The organism is Flavobacterium frigidum (assembly GCF_048286795.2).
Genome location: NZ_JBLVPT020000007.1, coordinates 98,050 through 115,768 on the forward strand (window position 1 = coordinate 98,050; position 17,719 = coordinate 115,768).

Sequence of the window (17,719 nt, forward strand, 5' to 3'; positions counted from 1 at the left end):
ATTTCTGGTAAAAATATATAATTAATTTTCTACTTTAATAATGACCATTTTACCATTATACGGTTTTGTGCCACGAGATTCAAGAGTTGTTGTAGCTTGTTGTAAATTATCAAATTTCTCTGTGTAAATGTAATAATTTGTTGATTTTACATCATAGAAAAAATTAACATTTTTCTCTCCAGTCGACACTGTTTTAGTAACGAAAGTATCTCTTTTTGCTACATCAGCATGAACAGCAAGAACAATATAATATCCAGTTTCAACATTTTTAATATTCTTAATAATTTGCATGTTCACCTGCTCGTTACCAAAATCAAAATCTTCTGGTTTGGCTTTTACTGTACTAGTAAATGTTGTTGCTTTTATTCGTTTTAATGTTTCTTGATCTTTTAAATAACGGGTATCTTCATTTTCAAAATTAGCACGCTTTATTCTACGTTTCTTCTCTATTTGAGTCTCTACATTGATTTTTTCTAAAGCTGCTAGCAAATTGGTATTAGAAAGTTCTGCTTTAGCTTGCTCTGCTTTCAACTCATTTATTGTTTTCAAATAACTTTGTGTAAGCGAATCATTTAGGTTTGGAACTTTCTTAGTACGCTCCTCATATAAATTCTTAAAGGTAGTCAATAATTGATTTTGATTTGCATTGATTATTTGAATTTCTGATTTTAAAGATTCCAAGGCACTGGCTTCAGCCGAGATGCTTTTATATTCTTTTGGCGCACTTGCTATTCCTTGGTCATTTAAATCATTTTCATCTTTCAATTCTTTTAACTCCTTTTGTTTTTGACTTACTTTTTCATTTAATTGAGTCAGTAATTGTTGCTGTGTTCTTCTATCTTTCTCTAATGCGTTCGCTACATTATCCATCGTTTTTGCATTTTCATCTTTCACTCTTGTACTGGCTAGCAATAAAGCATCGGCTTCCGCTTTAGCTTTCGCTTCTGCATCAAGTTTTGCTTTAGCATCTGCAGCTAGTTTCGCATCAGCGTCTGCTTTGGCTTTTGCTTCTGAATCAGCTTTTGCTTTCGCGTCTGCAGCTAGTTTAGCTTTGGCGTCAGCTTCTAATTTAGCTTTAGCTTCCGCATCAGCTTCCAATTTAGCTTTCGCTTCTGCATCAGCTTTTGCTTTGGCTTTAGCTTCTGAATCAGCTTTTGCTTTCGCATCTGCAGCTAGTTTCGCTTTGGCGTCAGCTTCTAATTTAGCTTTGGCATCTGCATCGGCTTTTGCTTTCGCATCTGCAGCTAGTTTCGCTTTGGCGTCAGCTTCTAATTTGGCTTTCGCTTCTGAATCAGCTTTTGCTTTCGCATCTGCAGCTAGTTTTGCTTTGGCGTCTGCTTCTAATTTGGCTTTCGCTTCTGCATCGGCTTTAGCTTTTGCATCTGCAGCTAGTTTCGCTTTTAAGTCGGCATCAGCTTTTGCTTTCGCTTCTGCATCGGCTTTGGCTTTTGCATCTGCAGCAAGTTTCGCTTTGGCGTCAGCATCCAATTTAGCTTTTGCTTCTGCATCAGCTTTTGCTTTTGCATCTGCAGCCTGTTTCGCTTTGGCGTCGGCATCGGCTTTAACTTTTGCATCTGCTGCTAGTTTCGCATCAACGTCTGCTTTGGCTTTCGCTTCTGAATCAGCTTTTGCTTTCGCATCTGAAGCTAGTTTTACTTTGGCGTCAGCTTCCAATTTAGCTTTGGCATCAGCATCGGCTTTTGCTTTTGCATCTGCAGCTAGTTTCGCTTGAGCATCAGCATCTGCTTTGGCTTTTGCATCTGCAGCTAGTTTTGCTTTAGCGTCTGCTTTGGCTTTAGCTTCTGAATCAGCTTTTGCTTTTGCATCTGCCGCTAGTTTCGCTTTGGCGTCTGCTTCTAATTTAGCTTGCGCATCAGCGTCTGCTTTGGCTTTGGCGTCAGCATCGGCTTTCGCTTTGGCGTCAGCATCGGCTTTCGCTTTGGCGTCAGCTTCTAATTTTGATTTCGCATCAGCGTCTGCTTTAGCTTTTGCATCTGCAGCAAGTTTCGTTTTAGCGTCTGCTTCTAATTTAGCTTTCGCATCAGAGTCTGCTTTAACTTTGGCGTCAGCATCAGCTTTTGCTTTGGCCTCTTCCGATAATTTTGCACGAGCGTCTGCTTCTAATTTAGCTTTCGCATCAGCATCGGCTTTCGCTTTGGCATCAGCATCGGCTTTAGCTTTTGCATCTGCGGCAAGTTTCGCTTTGGCGTCTGCTTCTAATTTAGCTTGCGCATCAGCGTCTGCTTTGGCTTTGGCGTCAGCATCAGCTTTTGCTTTGGCCTCTTCCGATAATTTTGCACGAGCTTCTGCATCGGCTTTTGCTTTGGCGTCTGCTTCTAATTTAGCTTTCGCATCAGCGTCTGCTTTGACTTTTGCATCTGCAACAAGTTTCGCTTTGGCCTCTTCCGATAATTTTGCGCGAGCATCAGCATCTGCTTTGGCTTTTGCATCTGCAGCCAGTTTCGCTTTGGCGTCTGCTTCTAATTTTGCTTTGGCATCAGTATCTGCTTTGACTTTTGCATCTGCTGCCAATTTCGCGTCAGCATCGGCTTTAGCTTTTGCTCCTGCAGCTAGTCTAGCTTTTGCATCAGCATCTGCCTTAGCTTTGGCAGCTGCGGCTAATTTGGCTTTGGCTGCAGCATCGGCTTTTACTTTTGCATCAGCTATTGCTTTTGCATCTGGTATAACTGCCACAGGTGGTTTTGCAACAACTGGTGCTGGTGTTGGTTTCACTTTAGCATCGGCGATTGCCTTCGCTTTGGCAGCAGCATCAGCAGCAATTTTTTCTCTTTTTAATCGATTTTCTTCGAACAATGCTTTGGCCTTAGCAGCATTCTCTAACCTCGTTTGTGCAAGTGCATCAGCCGTAGCTCTTGCATCTTCTATTGCTTTTTGTCGGGCTACTTTTAGCTCATTCTCTCTCTGAATATCCGCATCTGATTTAACCGTAGGTTTAACAACAGCTTTTGAAGGTGCAGCTCTCCTATCTTCAGCAGCTGGTATTAAGGCACCTTCATCTTCGTCATCATCGCTATAATCACTTTTGAATTTGTAAGCCAAAACTAATTCATGAGAAGGCCCAAACTGCGAAAAGTTACCCAATGCTTTTTCGTAATTATATTCTAATGCTATTCTAGGAGTTACATTTATTCCAATTCCTCCTGAAACTCCATGAAAACTGTTGTAACCAGCTTGTGCCCAGATCCCTTTTGGAATACTAAACATTACTAATCCCGAAACAATAGTCTGCTCTTTTTTACTTTCAGCACGAATCAGTCCTGAAAATTTACTTTTGTCAAAAAAGCCATAACTATCAATAAATCCAGTATACATTAAATGCGCTTGTATGCTGCGAGATGGATCGTCTTGAACTAAATTGGAACTCTGAAGATTAAATAGAACTGCATTTTTTACGGCCAATCCAAAATCAAAAAAAGCATTTCCATAATTGATCCCCGGGCTTAAAGTAAACAGAGAATTAGAAGGTATAGTTTCTAAAGTTGGATCTGGATAATTGGTAATAACCTTTCCGGTATTAATGCCACTTTTATAAAAACCTAAATTAACACCAAAAGTAAGGTTGCTGTCTTGGTCCAAATACACATTTTGTGCAAAATTGGCTACTCCACCAAAAGTCGTGAGTACCCCATAATTTTGTTGAAAAACGCCCAATGAAACCCCTTGATTTTCTCTAAAACGACCCGAATAACTTACTAAATACGTTTGCGGAGCATTGTCAAACTGTACCCATTCTCTTTTGTTGAAAAGTGTAATATATGAGTTTTGCTCTCTAGCAAAACTAAAGGCAGGATTTAATAAGAATTTATTAAACCTCATCGAATTTCTAACGGGTATGTCAAATGAAGCTACTCCCCCTTCTTGAGAGTAGAGCGCCTGTAGTGAACAGAAAAAAAAAACAAAAATTAAAAACCTACTTTTCATACTACTTGACTACGGTGATAGAACCTTTTTTTACTTTATTGTCTGTTGTTGTAATTATGTAATAATAAATAGGATTCACAGACTTAAAATCAAGTTCGTTCTCCGGCCAATTATTCTGATAATTATTTGTTTGTAAAGCAACTTCGCCTCTTGAATTTAATAACACAATTTCTGTGTTTGATCCGCTCACATATTCTTGTGGTAAAATCCAAGTATCGTTTACGCCATCATTATTTGGGCTTATATAATTTGGAATCAAAACGACGTTAGGGTCAACAAACGGAAATTTGATTTCAAAGGGGAGTGTTTTTTGGGAAACACAACCTGATGTTTGTTTTACAACAACAGTATAATTACCTTCTTGCGTAACATCCAAAGTATTGGTGGTTGCTCCCGCAATTATAGTACTGTTTCGATACCATTCAAAAACAGGATTAATCGCGTTAGTAGTAGCGATAACCGTTTTTGTTTCGCCTTCATTTATAATAGTTGTGGCAGAAACGTTTAAAGAACTGGTAAATGGTACGTCTTCTAGAGTTATAGTAGGTGTCGAACTACAGCTACCAAAATCAACCTTTACAGCGTATTGCCCCGCTGTACTTGTTTGATATTGTTGACTTATTGCACCTGAAATAGCTGCGCCATCTTTAAACCATTGGTACGAATTTCCTGTTTGAGTGCTCAACGTTGTAGGGCCAGTTGAAGGACAAAAAGGGTTTCCTTTACTTGAAGTTATAGTTGCTGTAACTCCCGTAGCTTCAGAAACTGTAACTCTGTTTGAGTAGGAATCAGAAGTACATGTTCCGTAATTAGTCTCAACGTAATAACGTCCAGGTTGGTTTACTGTTAAACTTGCTGTAGTAGCTATTGGAACTAAACTCGGTTCTTTAAACCATTTAAAAGTAAGTGAAGGATATTTTAATGGAGAATCGTTTGTTCCTGTACCTGGATTGTCTATCCTTAAAACCAATGAGCCTCCAGTACAATAAGTTGCAGTTCCATTGAAATTATTGATAGTAAATTGTGAATCTTGAATTTTATAGTACGCAGCAAAAATATTAGATAATTGACTTATAGAAGCTGGAGCTGTACTTTTAACACGTAATTGATAGAGTTCGCCAGCCGTATTGGTAGGAACTGAAAAAACAAACGTTCTAGATGTTGGGGTAGCTGTTAGCGGCTTCTCAGTATAATTAAGCGCTATGGGAGTTCCAAAATTTCCAGCAGGGTCTGAAAGTTCTAAAAAAAATTGATTCGTTGGGCTTAAAGATCCCGCAGGTGAGAATGAGAAACTAACTTCAAAAGTATTAAAACTAGGATTAGCACAAATTTGGCTAAACCCAAGTGTGGGTTTGCCAATTGCTACTTGTGCACATAATGAGGCAGTCGATGGAAAAACCACCAAAATAAAAAAAATAATATATTTATTTAAAATGGCGGTGGAGCTACATTTCATATCTTATTATAAAATCAATATTTATGATGCTTACTAATCAAATTATTACCATCCAATCTATTTTGATGCTGTAATTTTTGATAATTGTAAGCGGAAATCTGGTCTTTTCTCGTTAGAAAAATCAATAAATGTCTCCGAGTTATTTCCACTTGAGTAAACAATATTGAAAGCAGATTGTCCATAATGGTTTTCCAAATCATCGTTATTAGAGTTGTCAACTGTAAAAATGTTGCCTTTACAATTATTAATATACAGCGATTCGAATTTAATCTTATTAAGATTTTCTGAATTAATTTGTATGCTACTATCTAATAAGATTGCCGGTTTAAATCCTGAAATCACTGTTTTTTTACATTGTAAAGTTGTATTTTCAGCCACATAGATGGCCTCTTTTACCAAACCTGACTCAATATCCGCAACAATACTTGTGCTATTGTTCACCAACGTTAAATTGGTGGCTACAACAAACGTTTGTTTCTTAGCGAAATCAACTTCTTCTTTTTTATCATAGGATGCTACGTCTAAACATCTTGAACCTAATTTACTGGATAAAAATGAGGAACGAATTGCTAAAGAATTAGTAATTCGGCATTGTGCTCCATAATTAAATCTGTAATCATCATTACTCGATTTAAAAGAGATCATTTGGCTCAAATTAAGATCACCTCCGTATACTTCAACTGAGTTTCCACCAGAAAAACTAACCATTACATTTTCAATAACAGTTTTGTTTCCAGCTCCAGCTATTAATAATGAATTTAGATTTCCACCACCGTTGGCTAATTTAGCTCCACCAAACTCAATTCTCATGTATCGTAATATACCCGATGAGCTAGACGCATTCAATCCGCCATAAGCAGTTAACAACGGATTTAAATAAGAGTTTGCAGGATTAACCGATGCTACTCCTCCCCATTTGTTGATTGGCGCATCTCCTAAAATTATTATTCCGCCCCAATCCCCTGCTTTTTTTAAACTTCTATTTGAAGTAAAAACGATAGGATCTGTTTCTAAACCATCTGCTATCATTGAAGCTCCTTTAGTTATTACCAAAGTACCTTTTGTTTCAAAGTCTCCAATAATTACAGTTCCTGGCTCAATAGTTAAAACGGCATTGTTAGTTACATAAACATTACCTTGAATTAAGTATATGTTTCTCTTTAACAACTTAGTATTGACTGAAATGTTTCCAGCTAGTATTTGATTCGCCTCACCATACTCCACCTTGTTAGGCTTGAATTCGGTCCAGTTATTCAACCAATTGTTTAAACCTGTGATCCCTTTTTCTTGTTGTGCATTCGCACTGAAAAACACCAAAAGAAACATTGCTATTGTTTGAGTAATTTTTTTCATTGGATGTAAAAATTAAATTAATAAATTATTTATTGAATTAAAAGCTTGGACCTTGAGTCTACAAACCTTCAAATTCATGTAATGCTTTTAATGTGCTTTCATAAAATAAAATTGCTGATATCAAGGTATTTTTATCTGAATAAGGCAACATTTTTCTTTGAAAATCTTCTGTTTGTGTTATAAAACCCGCAGTACTTAGTGCTTGCGCTTCCATCGTTTTCTTGTTTTCGGAGTTATTTGGAATGCCTAGATCTGCAATTGTGACTCCAGGAGTTTTTGCCAAAGCGATATTTGGTAAAATTTTTGTCAAAACTTTAAAACGCTCCGTATACAATTCTAAAAGTTGCCCTTTTTGCATTGCTTTTAATTCATCTAACTCGTGGTAATTTCTAATGGAAGCATCTCTGCTTATAATACTCTGAACAACAACTTTATTTTGAGAAAACCCTACGCTTGCGGTACTTAAAAAAATACTTAAAAAAACAATATTTGCCTTCATAATCTGAACTTTATAATTAGTAGTATGCTCCAAAACTAAGCAATAAAACCAAAATAAAAAACATTTACTGTTAATTATTTTAACTAAAAAAACGTTGCAAATGGAAAAATTAAAGTAAATGATCGGCAAAAGAAGCAGTTAGTCGGATATTTATATTTTTATTTAAAATAAAAAAAATAAAAAAATGTAAGATTTATTGGCGTATAAAACATTAATAAAAAACAGTGTAAATTCCAAATTATTAACATAAAGTCCTGTTAATAAATTATTTACGGAAATTGATTTTGGTTTTTTTTCATACAAAAAAAAGGACAAAAAAAATTAAGGAAAAATAAGGTATTTCTTTATAAAGTTAAAATTTTGGTGTTGAAAAAAAACATGGAAATTAGTTGTTTAGCAACATTAAATCGTAGCTATAAACTTATGTTTTTAAAGATTTTAGATTGATTTTAACGATTTTTTTTCAATTTAATTCGCTTACTCGCTCGACACATTACAAAAATAAATGCAGAAAACATCATTCTTTTTACTAATTATTCACTATTTTATTCAACTCTTTTCAACAAAAAAAACAGCGTTTAAAAACTATATTATTGATGTCTAAATCTACCATAATTTGTCAAATCGGTACTTAAATTGTTACTTATCAATAACTAAAATTTAGGTAGCCGTTCACACTCGTTTTTACTTCTATAAAACACTAATTTATTGCAATCCAGAAAAAAATGAAAGCAATTCCCATAAATTAAAGCAGACATTTTATAAGCTGTTTGTCCATAAACTTTGCCCTATAAAAATTTTAGACTAAACCATTTTCTTCTATCTTTGCTTCATGCTATTTTCAGAAATTTTAGGACAAGAACATATTAAAAGTCATTTGACAAAAAGTGCTGATCTAGGAAGAATTCCACATGCACAATTGTTTATCGGACCCGAAGGAAGTGGCACTTTACCCATGGCTATAGCCTATGCGCAATATATTATTTGCAGCAATCAAAATACAGAAAACGATAGTTCTAACCCTGCTTGCAACATCAAATTCCTAAAAACAGCGCACCCCGATTTGCATTTTATTTACCCCACCGTAAGTACCGAAGATGTAAAAACGAAACCAAAAAGCATCGATTTCATTAGAGAATGGCGCGAATTTCTGGAGCAAAATCCGTATGCTAGTTTATTTGATTGGTATCAGATATTAGGTGTGAAAAATAAACAAGGAGAGATCCGGGTAGATGATGCGCAAGAAATTTTAAAATCACTGGCTTTAAAATCCTATGAAGGTGGGTATAAAGTAATGATTATCTGGATGGCAGATAAATTGAATACCGCTGCTGCCAATAAACTATTAAAATTATTAGAAGAACCCACAGAGAGAACAGTTTTCATTCTTATTTCGGAAAACGAGGAAGATATCATTCAAACCATTCGCTCTCGATGTCAAGTACTTCATTTCAATGGATTACCCGAAGCCAATATCGCCGAAGCATTAGTTTCGAAAAAAAATATTGATCCAAAAATAGCCTTGAAAATAGCACATCAAGCACAGGGAAATTTCAACAAAGCATTGCAATTACTGCAACCCGATAGCGAATCCGTTTTTTTTGAAAAATGGTTTGTAGATTGGGTACGAGCGGCATTTAGAGCAAAAGGAAATGCGGCAGCAATTCAAGATTTGATTCTGTGGAGTGAGCAAATAGCGGGTTTAGGAAGAGAAACACAAAAGAAATTTCTACATTTTTGTATCGAAATGTTTCGTCAAGCGCTTTTGTTGAATTACCAAATACCAAGCTTAGTCTACATGGAACCTCAAGTGGAGAAATTTGAACTTGGGAAATTTGCTCCATTTGTAAATAGCAACAATATCAATGCTATTTTTACAGAACTTTCGGAGGCTATGTATCACATTGAGCGCAACGGAAACGCCAAAATTATTTTAACCGATTTATCTATAAAACTCACTCGATTAATTCATAAAAAATAAAAAAATGAACAATATTACCTCTATCTTAATCTTAATTTTCTTGGCCATTACTTTTTTACAATCTGGATACGACAAACTATTTTATTGGAAAGACAATATCGATTGGTTGAAAGGCCACTTTGCGAAGACACCTTTAAAAAATCAAGTCCCATTAGCTTTGGCTAATATTTTAATTCTAGAATTGATTTCCGGAATTTTATGTGTGGTCGGTTGTATCGAACTATTAATCAATAACGGAAGGGTTTTTGGTTTCTACGGCGCCGTTTTTTCTTGTGTTACCTTATTGATGTTACTATTTGGCCAGCGCCTTGCCAAAGATTATGATGGTGCAAGAACCATTGTGATTTATTTTATCCCCGCAATACTAGCTGTGTATTGGTTGAACTAAACTCATTATCTTAAATAATAATATCTTACTTTTTATTTTAAAAATATGAATCCAAAATATCCATCTGAATCCTTAACAATACTCACTGATTTAGTTTTACCAAGTGAAACAAACCCTTTGAATAATCTTTTTGGCGGAGAATTATTAGCCCGAATGGATCGCGCGGCAAGTATTGCAGCAAGAAGACATTCCCGAAGAATAGTTGTAACAGCATCTGTAAATCACGTAGCATTTAACAGAGCCATTCCACTAGGAAGTGTCGTTACGGTCGAAGCCAAAGTTTCCCGCTCTTTCAAAAGTTCGATGGAAATCTATATTGATATTTGGGTAGAAGACCGTGAATCTGGAAACAAAACTAAAGCCAACGAAGCTATTTATACTTTTGTCGCAGTGGATGATACGGGAAGACCTGTTGAAGTACCGCAAATAATACCTGAAACTGAACTAGAAAAACAACGTTTTGAAGCAGCCTTGAGACGCAAACAATTGAGTTTAGTGCTTGCCGGGAAACTCAACCCTCATGATGCAACGGAACTGAAAGCTTTGTTCACTTAAATCGCATTATTGACTTGTAATTTTTAATTTAAAATATTATTGAAAGAGAAAATTTTGATTAAAAAAAGAAGTATTTTTACGTAAATAAATGATGTTACACAATTGACATTTTAGGACAACTAGTCCTACTGTCAGTTTCTTAGAGTTATAAAACAATACAAATAGATGAAAGAAAAGGTAAAAGAGAAGATGAGTACAGAAAAAGAATCCAAATTAAAAGCGCTACAACTCACGCTTGACAAACTCGACAAAACCTACGGGAAAGGAACAGTTATGAAAATGGGTGACAAAGCCATTGAAGAAGTAGAAACTATTTCATCGGGATCTTTAGGGATTGATTTAGCCCTTGGAGTTGGTGGATATCCACGTGGACGAATCATTGAAATATACGGTCCGGAATCTTCTGGAAAAACAACCTTAACACTTCACGCGATTGCCGAGGCACAAAAAGCAGGAGGAATTGCAGCTTTTATTGATGCAGAACACGCATTTGATAGAAATTATGCTGAAAAATTAGGTGTAGATATAGAGAACTTGATTATTTCGCAACCTGATAATGGAGAACAAGCCCTTGAAATCGCAGAAAATTTAATTCGTTCTGGAGCCATAGACATTGTAGTTATTGACTCGGTTGCAGCTTTGACTCCTAAAAGTGAAATTGAGGGAGAAATGGGAGATTCTAAAATGGGTCTTCACGCGCGTTTGATGTCACAAGCCTTGCGTAAATTAACTGGAACCATAAGTAAAACACATTGTACGGTATTCTTCATTAACCAATTAAGAGAAAAAATTGGGGTTATGTTTGGAAATCCAGAAACAACAACAGGAGGAAATGCATTGAAATTTTATGCCTCAGTTCGTTTAGATATTCGTCGTTCTACTCAAATTAAAGATGGTGACAACGTACTTGGAAACAGAACTAAAGTAAAAGTCGTAAAAAACAAAGTAGCTCCACCATTTAAAATTGCTGAATTTGACATCATGTATGGTGAAGGAATTTCAAAAACAGGAGAGATTTTAGATCTTGCTGTAGAATTTGAAATCATCAAAAAAGCAGGATCTTGGTTCAGTTATGGCGAAACCAAATTAGGACAAGGCCGAGATGCTGTTAAATCATTGATCAAAGACAATCCGGAATTGGCAGATGAATTAGAAGAAAAAATTAAAGCTAGAATAAAAGAATTAGCTGAAGCATAACCCTTAAAACCCGATATTCTCGGGTTTTTTTTATGAACAACGCAACCTTTTTTATTATTAGTCATCCAATAATAAAATTGTTTTTAGTTCTTAAAACGAACCGAATACTGATAACTTTAAAACTAGTACAAATGAAAAAATTAATTTTACTCACTTTTATTTTATTGACTTTAATAAGTTGTAGCGCAGACAATGACCAACCCAATTACAGCTTTGAAGTCAATCCAATAGACAGCTTCATCATTCCTACCACTTTTAAATTAGGAGAAACGTACGAAATCACATTAAAATTTACAAGACCTACAGAATGCCACTTCTATCAAGGAATTTATTACAGTAAAGACTTGAATACAAGAACCATCGCTATTCAAACTGCCGTTGATAAAGATCAAGCATGCGTACAGACTGTACCAGCACAATCCGAAGTTACTTTTAATTTTTATGTAACCAATACCGGTTCGTATATTTTTAAATTTTATAAAGGAAAGGACGCCAATGGTGTCAACCAATTTGAAGAAGTAGAAGTGCCCGTTACCAACTAACAAATAGGCCAATATCTGTGGGATTAGATCAAATAATTGCTGATTGTAAAAAAAAATGCCCTAAGGCACAAGAGCAACTTTACCATCTATTTTCTAAGAAATTATTTGGTGTTTGCTTAAAATACTCTAGCAATTATGCCGATGCCCAAGACAATCTGCAAGATGGATTTATACTTATTTTTGACAAAATCGAACAGTTTACTTTTAAAGGTTCTTTTGAAGGTTGGGCAAAGAAAGTAATGATTAATAATGCACTTCAAAAATTCAGAGGTGTTCGCTACATGGAGGTCATCAACCAGGCTATTATTGAGGAAAATGTCGAAATTGAAGACGAAAACATATCAATTGATTATCTACTGCAAATTATTCAAGAGTTACCAGATCAATATAGACTAGTATTCAGCCTTTATGTGCTAGACGGTTATTCTCACAAGGAAGTTGGCCAAATGTTACAAATTACTACTGGAACAACAAAATCAAATCTCGCTAGAGCCCGAGCTATTTTGAAAGAAAAAATAGACTATCACACTAAAATTAAAACAAATTCACAGGCACAATGAACGACAAGAAAAACATAGATCGGTTGTTTCAAGAACGCTTCAAAGATTTTGAATCAGAGCCGAGCGAACAGGTATGGGTGAACATTCAATTGGCTTTAAAAGAAAAAGATAAAGACAAAAAACGTATTCCTTTTTGGATAAAAACGTCCGGTATTGCGGCCACTTTCCTTCTAGGCGTCTTTGCATTGTACACCAATACTACAAATGACATGCAAAAAAATGTGGTTATAGAAACTAAAGTGATCAAAAATTCGTTCGATAGCAAGGATTCTGCCACTCGTTCAACAAAAAAAGAGCGCAATGCTTTAGAAATAAATAGAATTCCTCAAGTTATAGTGAACACCATTAAAAACGCGAAAAAAAATGAAAAAAATAATACATCGCCTGACCAATTTAAAATCAATTCACACCAAGAAAAGAATCAAAAATCTGTTGTCGTTTATTTCCAAAAAAATCATTCACCGATAAATCAAACTAATTCAATAGCAGGGGACAACAACCGTTTACAAAATAATCAAGTACTAGAAAATAACACTCAAAATCTGCCTTTCGGCAAAAGTGACGCTGCAGATATCCCGCGCATATCGATTGCAGCACTTGATGAAACCCATCAATCTGAGCTGTCCTTAAAAACCCCAAACGAACTAGAAGAAATTCTTAAAAACAAATCTGAGTCCGAAAAGGAAATTGTCGCGCTTAACCCAAATAAAAAATGGCACATTACACCCAATGTTGCGGCGGTGTATTTAAATCCAAATTCGGGGGGTTCTGCTATTGATCCTCAATTTTTAGAAAATCAAAAAACAGCCGAAAACAGCTTAAGTTTTGGAATTGGACTAACGTATGCTATTTCAAAAAAAGTAGCCTTACGAAGCGGATTTAACAGGTTGGCGTTAGGGTACAACACGAATAACGTTGTGTATACAACGGGACTGGTCAATAACAACCTTAGCAATATTCGGTATTCATCAAAAGCCTTGATTGAAATCAAAAATGCAGCATCGCTTACTTCGCTAACACCTTTTGAAAAGGACCTACAAAAAACAAATACGGGTGCTATCAATCAAAAAATGGGATATTATGAAATCCCATTGGAAGTTTCCTATGCCTTATTGGACAAAAAATTTGGCATTAACCTAATCGGTGGTTTTAGTACTTTATTCTTGAGTCAAAATAAAATAGCGTTAGTTTCCTCAGAAACAAACGTGAATTTAGGTGAAGCAAACAATTTAAATCCGATTCATTTTAGTACGAATATAGGACTTGGATTTAGATACAAAATACTAGAATCATTTCAAATCAATGTAGAACCGATGCTAAAGTACCAAGTGAATACATTTTCAAATAATTCAGGAGGCTTTACTCCGTTATTTATTGGACTATATTCTGGGGTTAGTTATAGCTTTTAATTGGATTTGAATCGAAAGCAACTAGCTGATTGTAAATTATGTCGCGTACTTCCTCTCGAATATCTTTGCGATCAACGCCTGTTTTGCCCAAAGTTTCGATATGATCATGCATTTTGACACGCATAATTCCAGGGCTTCCGCTGAAAAAAGTATAAGAAAATCGCTTTTTATTATCGGCAAACGTGATGGGAACAATCGGAATTTGATGTTCAATCGCTAAGCGGAATGAACCATCTTTAAAAGTATCTAACAGTATCGATTCATCATCAGGAACTCCGCCTTCTGGAAAAATACAAATGCTTAACCCTTGATTGATTCTTTTTTGCGCCCGATCAAAAACTTCCATTCTGCTTTTTGTAGACCCTCTGTCAACCAAGATGCAGGTTCTTTTGTAGAAAAACCCAAACAAAGGAATTTTTGAAAGCTCCTTTTTGCCTACAAAAACAAAAGGATTTCTAGTTATAGCAAGCATCAACATAATATCAGCCATTGAAGTATGATTGGCCACAATCATGTAGCTTTTTTGGTACTGCATTTCTTGATCTTTATCTATTTTATAGTAAAATCCCATACCAAAAAGAATGATTTTTGCCCAAATACGAGCCATCTTAAAAAAATAAGGATAGCCGCTTTCCGTCAATATAGACAGCACCAAAAAAGGAAACATAACCAATATGGGAATGGCCATTAAAATATAAAACCACACGCGCCACAGTACCCAAAAAATAATTTTTAATCCTTTCATAGGTTCAAAAGTAAGAAATCGAAGGCGAATAATAATAAAAGAATTTGCTTTGGAAATCTACCTATTAGAAAAACTTTACAATCGTTGCGAACTTTGCGAAAATCTTTGCGAACTTTGCGGTTAAGAAAAAAGAAATAATGGCAAAAATACTTACCGGCGTTCAAAGTACCGGAACACCACATTTAGGAAACCTACTTGGCGCAATTATCCCCGCAATAGCATTATCCAATAAACCCGAAAACGAATCCTTTCTTTTCATTGCTGATTTACACTCTATCACCCAGATCAAAAACGGTGAAACCCTACGAACCAATACTTACAGCACTGCCGCAGCTTGGTTGGCTTGTGGCTTAGATGTAAATAAAGTGGTTTTCTATAGACAATCTGATGTGCCACAAACAGCAGAATTGTCGTGGTATTTGAGTTGTTTTTTCCCTTTTCAACGCTTAACCTTGGCGCATTCGTTTAAAGATAAAGCCGATAGACTGGAAGATGTAAACGCTGGACTGTTTTCGTATCCAATGTTAATGGCGGCCGATATTTTATTATACGATGCCGAGTTTGTTCCTGTAGGTAAAGACCAGTTGCAACACCTTGAAATCACTCGCGATGTTGCAGCACGTTTTAACCACCAAATGGGGGAAACCTTTGTACTTCCCGAAGCTAAAATTCAGGAAGACAGCATGCTGATTCCAGGTACCAATGGTGGAAAGATGAGCAAATCAGCCAATAATATTATTAATATATTCCTAGATGATAAATCCTTGCGCAAACAAGTCATGAGTATTGAAACCGACAGCACGCCACTGGAAGATCCTAAAAATCCCGATACTTGTAATGCGTTTGCTATTTATTCTTTATTGGCTACAGAGGAACAAATTGCAGCTATGAAAGCACTTTACCTTGGCGGAAATTACGGTTACGGTCACGCTAAGCAAGCCTTGTATGAATTAATTTGTGAAACTTTCAAAACCGAAAGAGAGAAATACAAGTATTACATGAACAACCTTCCTGAAGTAGATGACTTATTGAAAATAGGTGCTGGAAAAGCTTCGGCTATTGCCAATGGAGTGTTGGGTAGAGTACGCGAAAAATTGGGTTTTGAAATATAATTACCTTTCTAAAATAACCGCTGATTCGCAGATTATAGTATTTTTTAATCAGCGAATCTGCGCTGCAATACAATATAAAATGTCGCGAAGTCACAGACGTTCGCGCAGCAACCCGTAGTTTTTAAGAACGTTTTTTTAGAATACTTCGAGCAGCTGGAGTAATTTACTAGAATTGTATAACGAATTAGACCTAACAGGTTTTAAAAACCTGTTAGGTCTAAAAAAAGCGTATCGCTTGCAAAACGGATAATTCAACCAGAAGCATTACAAAACGATAGTCCTGTTTTTTTACTAAAAACAAAACGTTCTCACCTAGCCCCAATGGTAGTGAAAATCCTCTTGCGTCGGGATTTGGCATAAGAGATTGTAACGTACAGCGGGTTAATTAAAAACTTAAATTTGAAAGAAATAAAGGGTAGAAAAAGAAACTCATTCACTTAATATACCTCTTTTACTTTGGGTGCAACATCTAAAAATAGTGTGAATTATACAACTCCCTCATAATATTATGTAACTTGTATAGATTAGAGGTGTTCATCTTTGCTAAGTGAAAATTATTCACAACTGTCCGCCAGTAGCGAAAATTAATAAGACGCAAAATGATTAAATTACAAAACAAAATTATTAAAATAAAAAAAATGTTTTCAGCAGTTACGCTGGCAGCAGTTGTGCTAGTTGTAGGATGTGAAAACAATGACTCTCTTACACCGACCTCTCAGCCCATTCCAACAATTACAGCAAAAAGTCCAGATAGCAATGCAACTAATGTAGCACTCAATAAAGTAATATCAATTACATTTAGTGAGACTATGGACCCTTCAACAATTAATACTACTACTTTTTCCTTAAAGCAAGGCACTAAAACGGTTTTGGGTACTGTTGGCTATTCAGGAACTACAGCCACATTTACACCTTCAGTTTCTTTTACTGCAGGTATGATGTATTCAGCTACTATAACTTCAGGTGCTAAAAGTGCTGCAGGTATTTCGCTTGCCGTTAATACCACATGGAACTTTACAACAGGAATTAATTCACAAGGTCTTTCGGCTGTTGACTTAGGAGCAGCGGGTAATTATGTTATCCTTGCAAAAACCGCCATCAACAATAACCCTACTTCCGCTATTACAGGTGATTTAGGATTAAGTCCCGCAGCTACCTCGTATATCACAGGGCTTTCTATAACAAATGCCACTGGATACGCAACTTCTGCACAGGTAACAGGAAAAATATTTGCCGCAGATATGGTAAGCCCAACATCGTCAAACCTTACAACGGCAGTAAGTAATATGATAACGGCTTATAATGATGCAGCAGGGCGCCCTTCACCTGATTTCTCTGAACTTGGTACTGGAAATATTGGCGGAAAAACACTTACAGAGGGTCTTTATAAATGGACAAATACGGTTACTGCGCCTACAAACTTGATAATTTCAGGAAGCGCAACGGATGTTTGGATATTCCAGATAGCAGGAAATCTTACGGTAAGCCCAGGAGTAAAAATTACGCTAAGCGGAGGAGCACTAGCCAAAAATATTTTCTGGCAGGTTGCAGGCACTGTGAATATCGGTACAACCGCACAATTTAAAGGTGTAATATTGTCCCAGACAGGGGTTACACTTGCTACGGGAGCAACATTAACTGGCCGCGCCTTAGCACAAACCGCTGTTATTCTTGATGGTAATATCGTAACTAAACCACAATAGTATAAAATTATTAAATTTATAATTATGTCCCGTTCTAAAAAAACGATACAGATTATTAGACAAAATTAAAACACGAAACAGTAGCGAAAACGTTTTTGCTACTGTTTCGTGTTTTATAGGTTCTTCGCTACCCAAAGTCTATTTTTTTCGAACAAAATGTTATTAAAATTAGGTACTGTGTGAATGCCCGATAGCTCGGATATGACGAGTATTCTCGATATTGATAGCGCGGAATTGCATTCCGTGACCACAATCAAAGTCAAATAATACAAATAAA

General features: G+C 35.9%; 14 protein-coding genes. 9 read left to right on the top strand and 5 right to left on the bottom strand.

Features of this window, described 5'->3' with window-relative positions; all coding sequences use genetic code 11:
* Window positions 1–21: 21 nt before the first annotated feature.
* From ACNQGB_RS09395 to ACNQGB_RS09410, 4 genes are read right to left on the bottom strand one after another with little or no spacing between them, the layout of a single operon-like run.
* Complete coding sequence (locus ACNQGB_RS09395) at window positions 22–3,942, bottom strand: PorP/SprF family type IX secretion system membrane protein (protein ID WP_417946422.1); 3,921 nt, start codon at window positions 3,940–3,942, stop codon at window positions 22–24.
* A 1-nt stretch (window position 3,943) separates the two neighbouring features.
* Window positions 3,944–5,398, bottom strand: a complete 1,455-nt coding sequence (locus tag ACNQGB_RS09400; RefSeq protein ID WP_472777103.1) for a T9SS type B sorting domain-containing protein — start codon at window positions 5,396–5,398, stop codon at window positions 3,944–3,946.
* A gap of 57 nt (window positions 5,399–5,455) precedes the next feature.
* Window positions 5,456–6,751, bottom strand: coding sequence for a hypothetical protein (locus ACNQGB_RS09405; RefSeq protein ID WP_417947365.1), 1,296 nt, complete (start codon window positions 6,749–6,751; stop codon window positions 5,456–5,458).
* Window positions 6,752–6,809: 58 nt separating this feature from the next.
* On the bottom strand, window positions 6,810–7,250 hold the full coding sequence (locus tag ACNQGB_RS09410) for a hypothetical protein (protein ID WP_417947367.1): 441 nt from the start codon (window positions 7,248–7,250) through the stop codon (window positions 6,810–6,812).
* Between the two features lie 832 nt (window positions 7,251–8,082).
* On the opposite strand from ACNQGB_RS09410, the gene ACNQGB_RS09415 reads away from it, so the two are divergent.
* The 7 genes from ACNQGB_RS09415 (at window position 8,083) to ACNQGB_RS09445 (ending at window position 13,882) form a co-directional block, all read left to right on the top strand.
* The gene (locus ACNQGB_RS09415; RefSeq protein WP_417947368.1) at window positions 8,083–9,231 is read left to right on the top strand and encodes a DNA polymerase III subunit; all 1,149 of its coding nucleotides are present in this window, start codon (window positions 8,083–8,085) and stop codon (window positions 9,229–9,231) included.
* 4 nt (window positions 9,232–9,235) lie between these two features.
* Window positions 9,236–9,619, top strand: a complete 384-nt coding sequence (locus tag ACNQGB_RS09420) for a DoxX family membrane protein (RefSeq protein WP_417947369.1) — start codon at window positions 9,236–9,238, stop codon at window positions 9,617–9,619.
* Window positions 9,620–9,664: 45 nt separating this feature from the next.
* Window positions 9,665–10,174 (top strand): acyl-CoA thioesterase, encoded by a 510-nt coding sequence (locus tag ACNQGB_RS09425; RefSeq protein WP_417968288.1) that lies wholly within the window; start codon window positions 9,665–9,667, stop codon window positions 10,172–10,174.
* 189 nt (window positions 10,175–10,363) lie between these two features.
* Complete coding sequence (gene recA, locus ACNQGB_RS09430; protein WP_035674074.1) at window positions 10,364–11,371, top strand: recombinase RecA; 1,008 nt, start codon at window positions 10,364–10,366, stop codon at window positions 11,369–11,371.
* A gap of 131 nt (window positions 11,372–11,502) precedes the next feature.
* Window positions 11,503–11,913, top strand: coding sequence for a hypothetical protein (locus tag ACNQGB_RS09435; protein WP_417947294.1), 411 nt, complete (start codon window positions 11,503–11,505; stop codon window positions 11,911–11,913).
* A 17-nt stretch (window positions 11,914–11,930) separates the two neighbouring features.
* Window positions 11,931–12,473, top strand: a complete 543-nt coding sequence (locus ACNQGB_RS09440; RefSeq protein ID WP_417947295.1) for an RNA polymerase sigma factor — start codon at window positions 11,931–11,933, stop codon at window positions 12,471–12,473.
* Complete coding sequence (locus ACNQGB_RS09445; RefSeq protein WP_417947297.1) at window positions 12,470–13,882, top strand: hypothetical protein; 1,413 nt, start codon at window positions 12,470–12,472, stop codon at window positions 13,880–13,882. Before ACNQGB_RS09440 ends, ACNQGB_RS09445 begins: the two co-directional genes overlap by 4 nt.
* Here the strand turns inward: ACNQGB_RS09445 and ACNQGB_RS09450 are convergent.
* Window positions 13,866–14,627 (bottom strand): lysophospholipid acyltransferase family protein, encoded by a 762-nt coding sequence (locus tag ACNQGB_RS09450; protein ID WP_417947298.1) that lies wholly within the window; start codon window positions 14,625–14,627, stop codon window positions 13,866–13,868. The two genes, ACNQGB_RS09445 and ACNQGB_RS09450, sit on opposite strands and share 17 nt — an antisense overlap.
* Window positions 14,628–14,764: 137 nt before the next feature.
* On the opposite strand from ACNQGB_RS09450, the gene trpS reads away from it, so the two are divergent.
* Both trpS and ACNQGB_RS09460 read left to right on the top strand, forming a co-directional pair.
* Window positions 14,765–15,739, top strand: coding sequence for a tryptophan--tRNA ligase (gene trpS / locus ACNQGB_RS09455; protein ID WP_417978234.1), 975 nt, complete (start codon window positions 14,765–14,767; stop codon window positions 15,737–15,739).
* Between the two features lie 638 nt (window positions 15,740–16,377).
* Window positions 16,378–17,442, top strand: coding sequence for an ice-binding family protein (locus ACNQGB_RS09460; RefSeq protein WP_417946306.1), 1,065 nt, complete (start codon window positions 16,378–16,380; stop codon window positions 17,440–17,442).
* The last annotated feature ends 277 nt before the right edge of the window (window positions 17,443–17,719 follow it).

Excerpts from the sequence above, each read along its gene's own strand:
- ACNQGB_RS09395 (WP_417946422.1), bottom strand. The coding sequence starts at position 3,942 with ATGAAAAGTAGGTTTTTAATTTTTGTTTTTTTTTTCTGTTCACTACAG.
- ACNQGB_RS09400 (WP_472777103.1), bottom strand. The coding sequence starts at position 5,398 with ATGAAATGTAGCTCCACCGCCATTTTAAATAAATATATTATTTTTTTT.
- ACNQGB_RS09405 (WP_417947365.1), bottom strand. The coding sequence starts at position 6,751 with ATGAAAAAAATTACTCAAACAATAGCAATGTTTCTTTTGGTGTTTTTC.
- ACNQGB_RS09410 (WP_417947367.1), bottom strand. The coding sequence starts at position 7,250 with ATGAAGGCAAATATTGTTTTTTTAAGTATTTTTTTAAGTACCGCAAGC.
- ACNQGB_RS09415 (WP_417947368.1), top strand. The coding sequence starts at position 8,083 with ATGCTATTTTCAGAAATTTTAGGACAAGAACATATTAAAAGTCATTTG.
- ACNQGB_RS09420 (WP_417947369.1), top strand. The coding sequence starts at position 9,236 with ATGAACAATATTACCTCTATCTTAATCTTAATTTTCTTGGCCATTACT.
- ACNQGB_RS09425 (WP_417968288.1), top strand. The coding sequence starts at position 9,665 with ATGAATCCAAAATATCCATCTGAATCCTTAACAATACTCACTGATTTA.
- recA (WP_035674074.1), top strand. The coding sequence starts at position 10,364 with ATGAGTACAGAAAAAGAATCCAAATTAAAAGCGCTACAACTCACGCTT.
- ACNQGB_RS09435 (WP_417947294.1), top strand. The coding sequence starts at position 11,503 with ATGAAAAAATTAATTTTACTCACTTTTATTTTATTGACTTTAATAAGT.
- ACNQGB_RS09445 (WP_417947297.1), top strand. The coding sequence starts at position 12,470 with ATGAACGACAAGAAAAACATAGATCGGTTGTTTCAAGAACGCTTCAAA.
- ACNQGB_RS09450 (WP_417947298.1), bottom strand. The coding sequence starts at position 14,627 with ATGAAAGGATTAAAAATTATTTTTTGGGTACTGTGGCGCGTGTGGTTT.
- trpS (WP_417978234.1), top strand. The coding sequence starts at position 14,765 with ATGGCAAAAATACTTACCGGCGTTCAAAGTACCGGAACACCACATTTA.
- ACNQGB_RS09460 (WP_417946306.1), top strand. The coding sequence starts at position 16,378 with ATGTTTTCAGCAGTTACGCTGGCAGCAGTTGTGCTAGTTGTAGGATGT.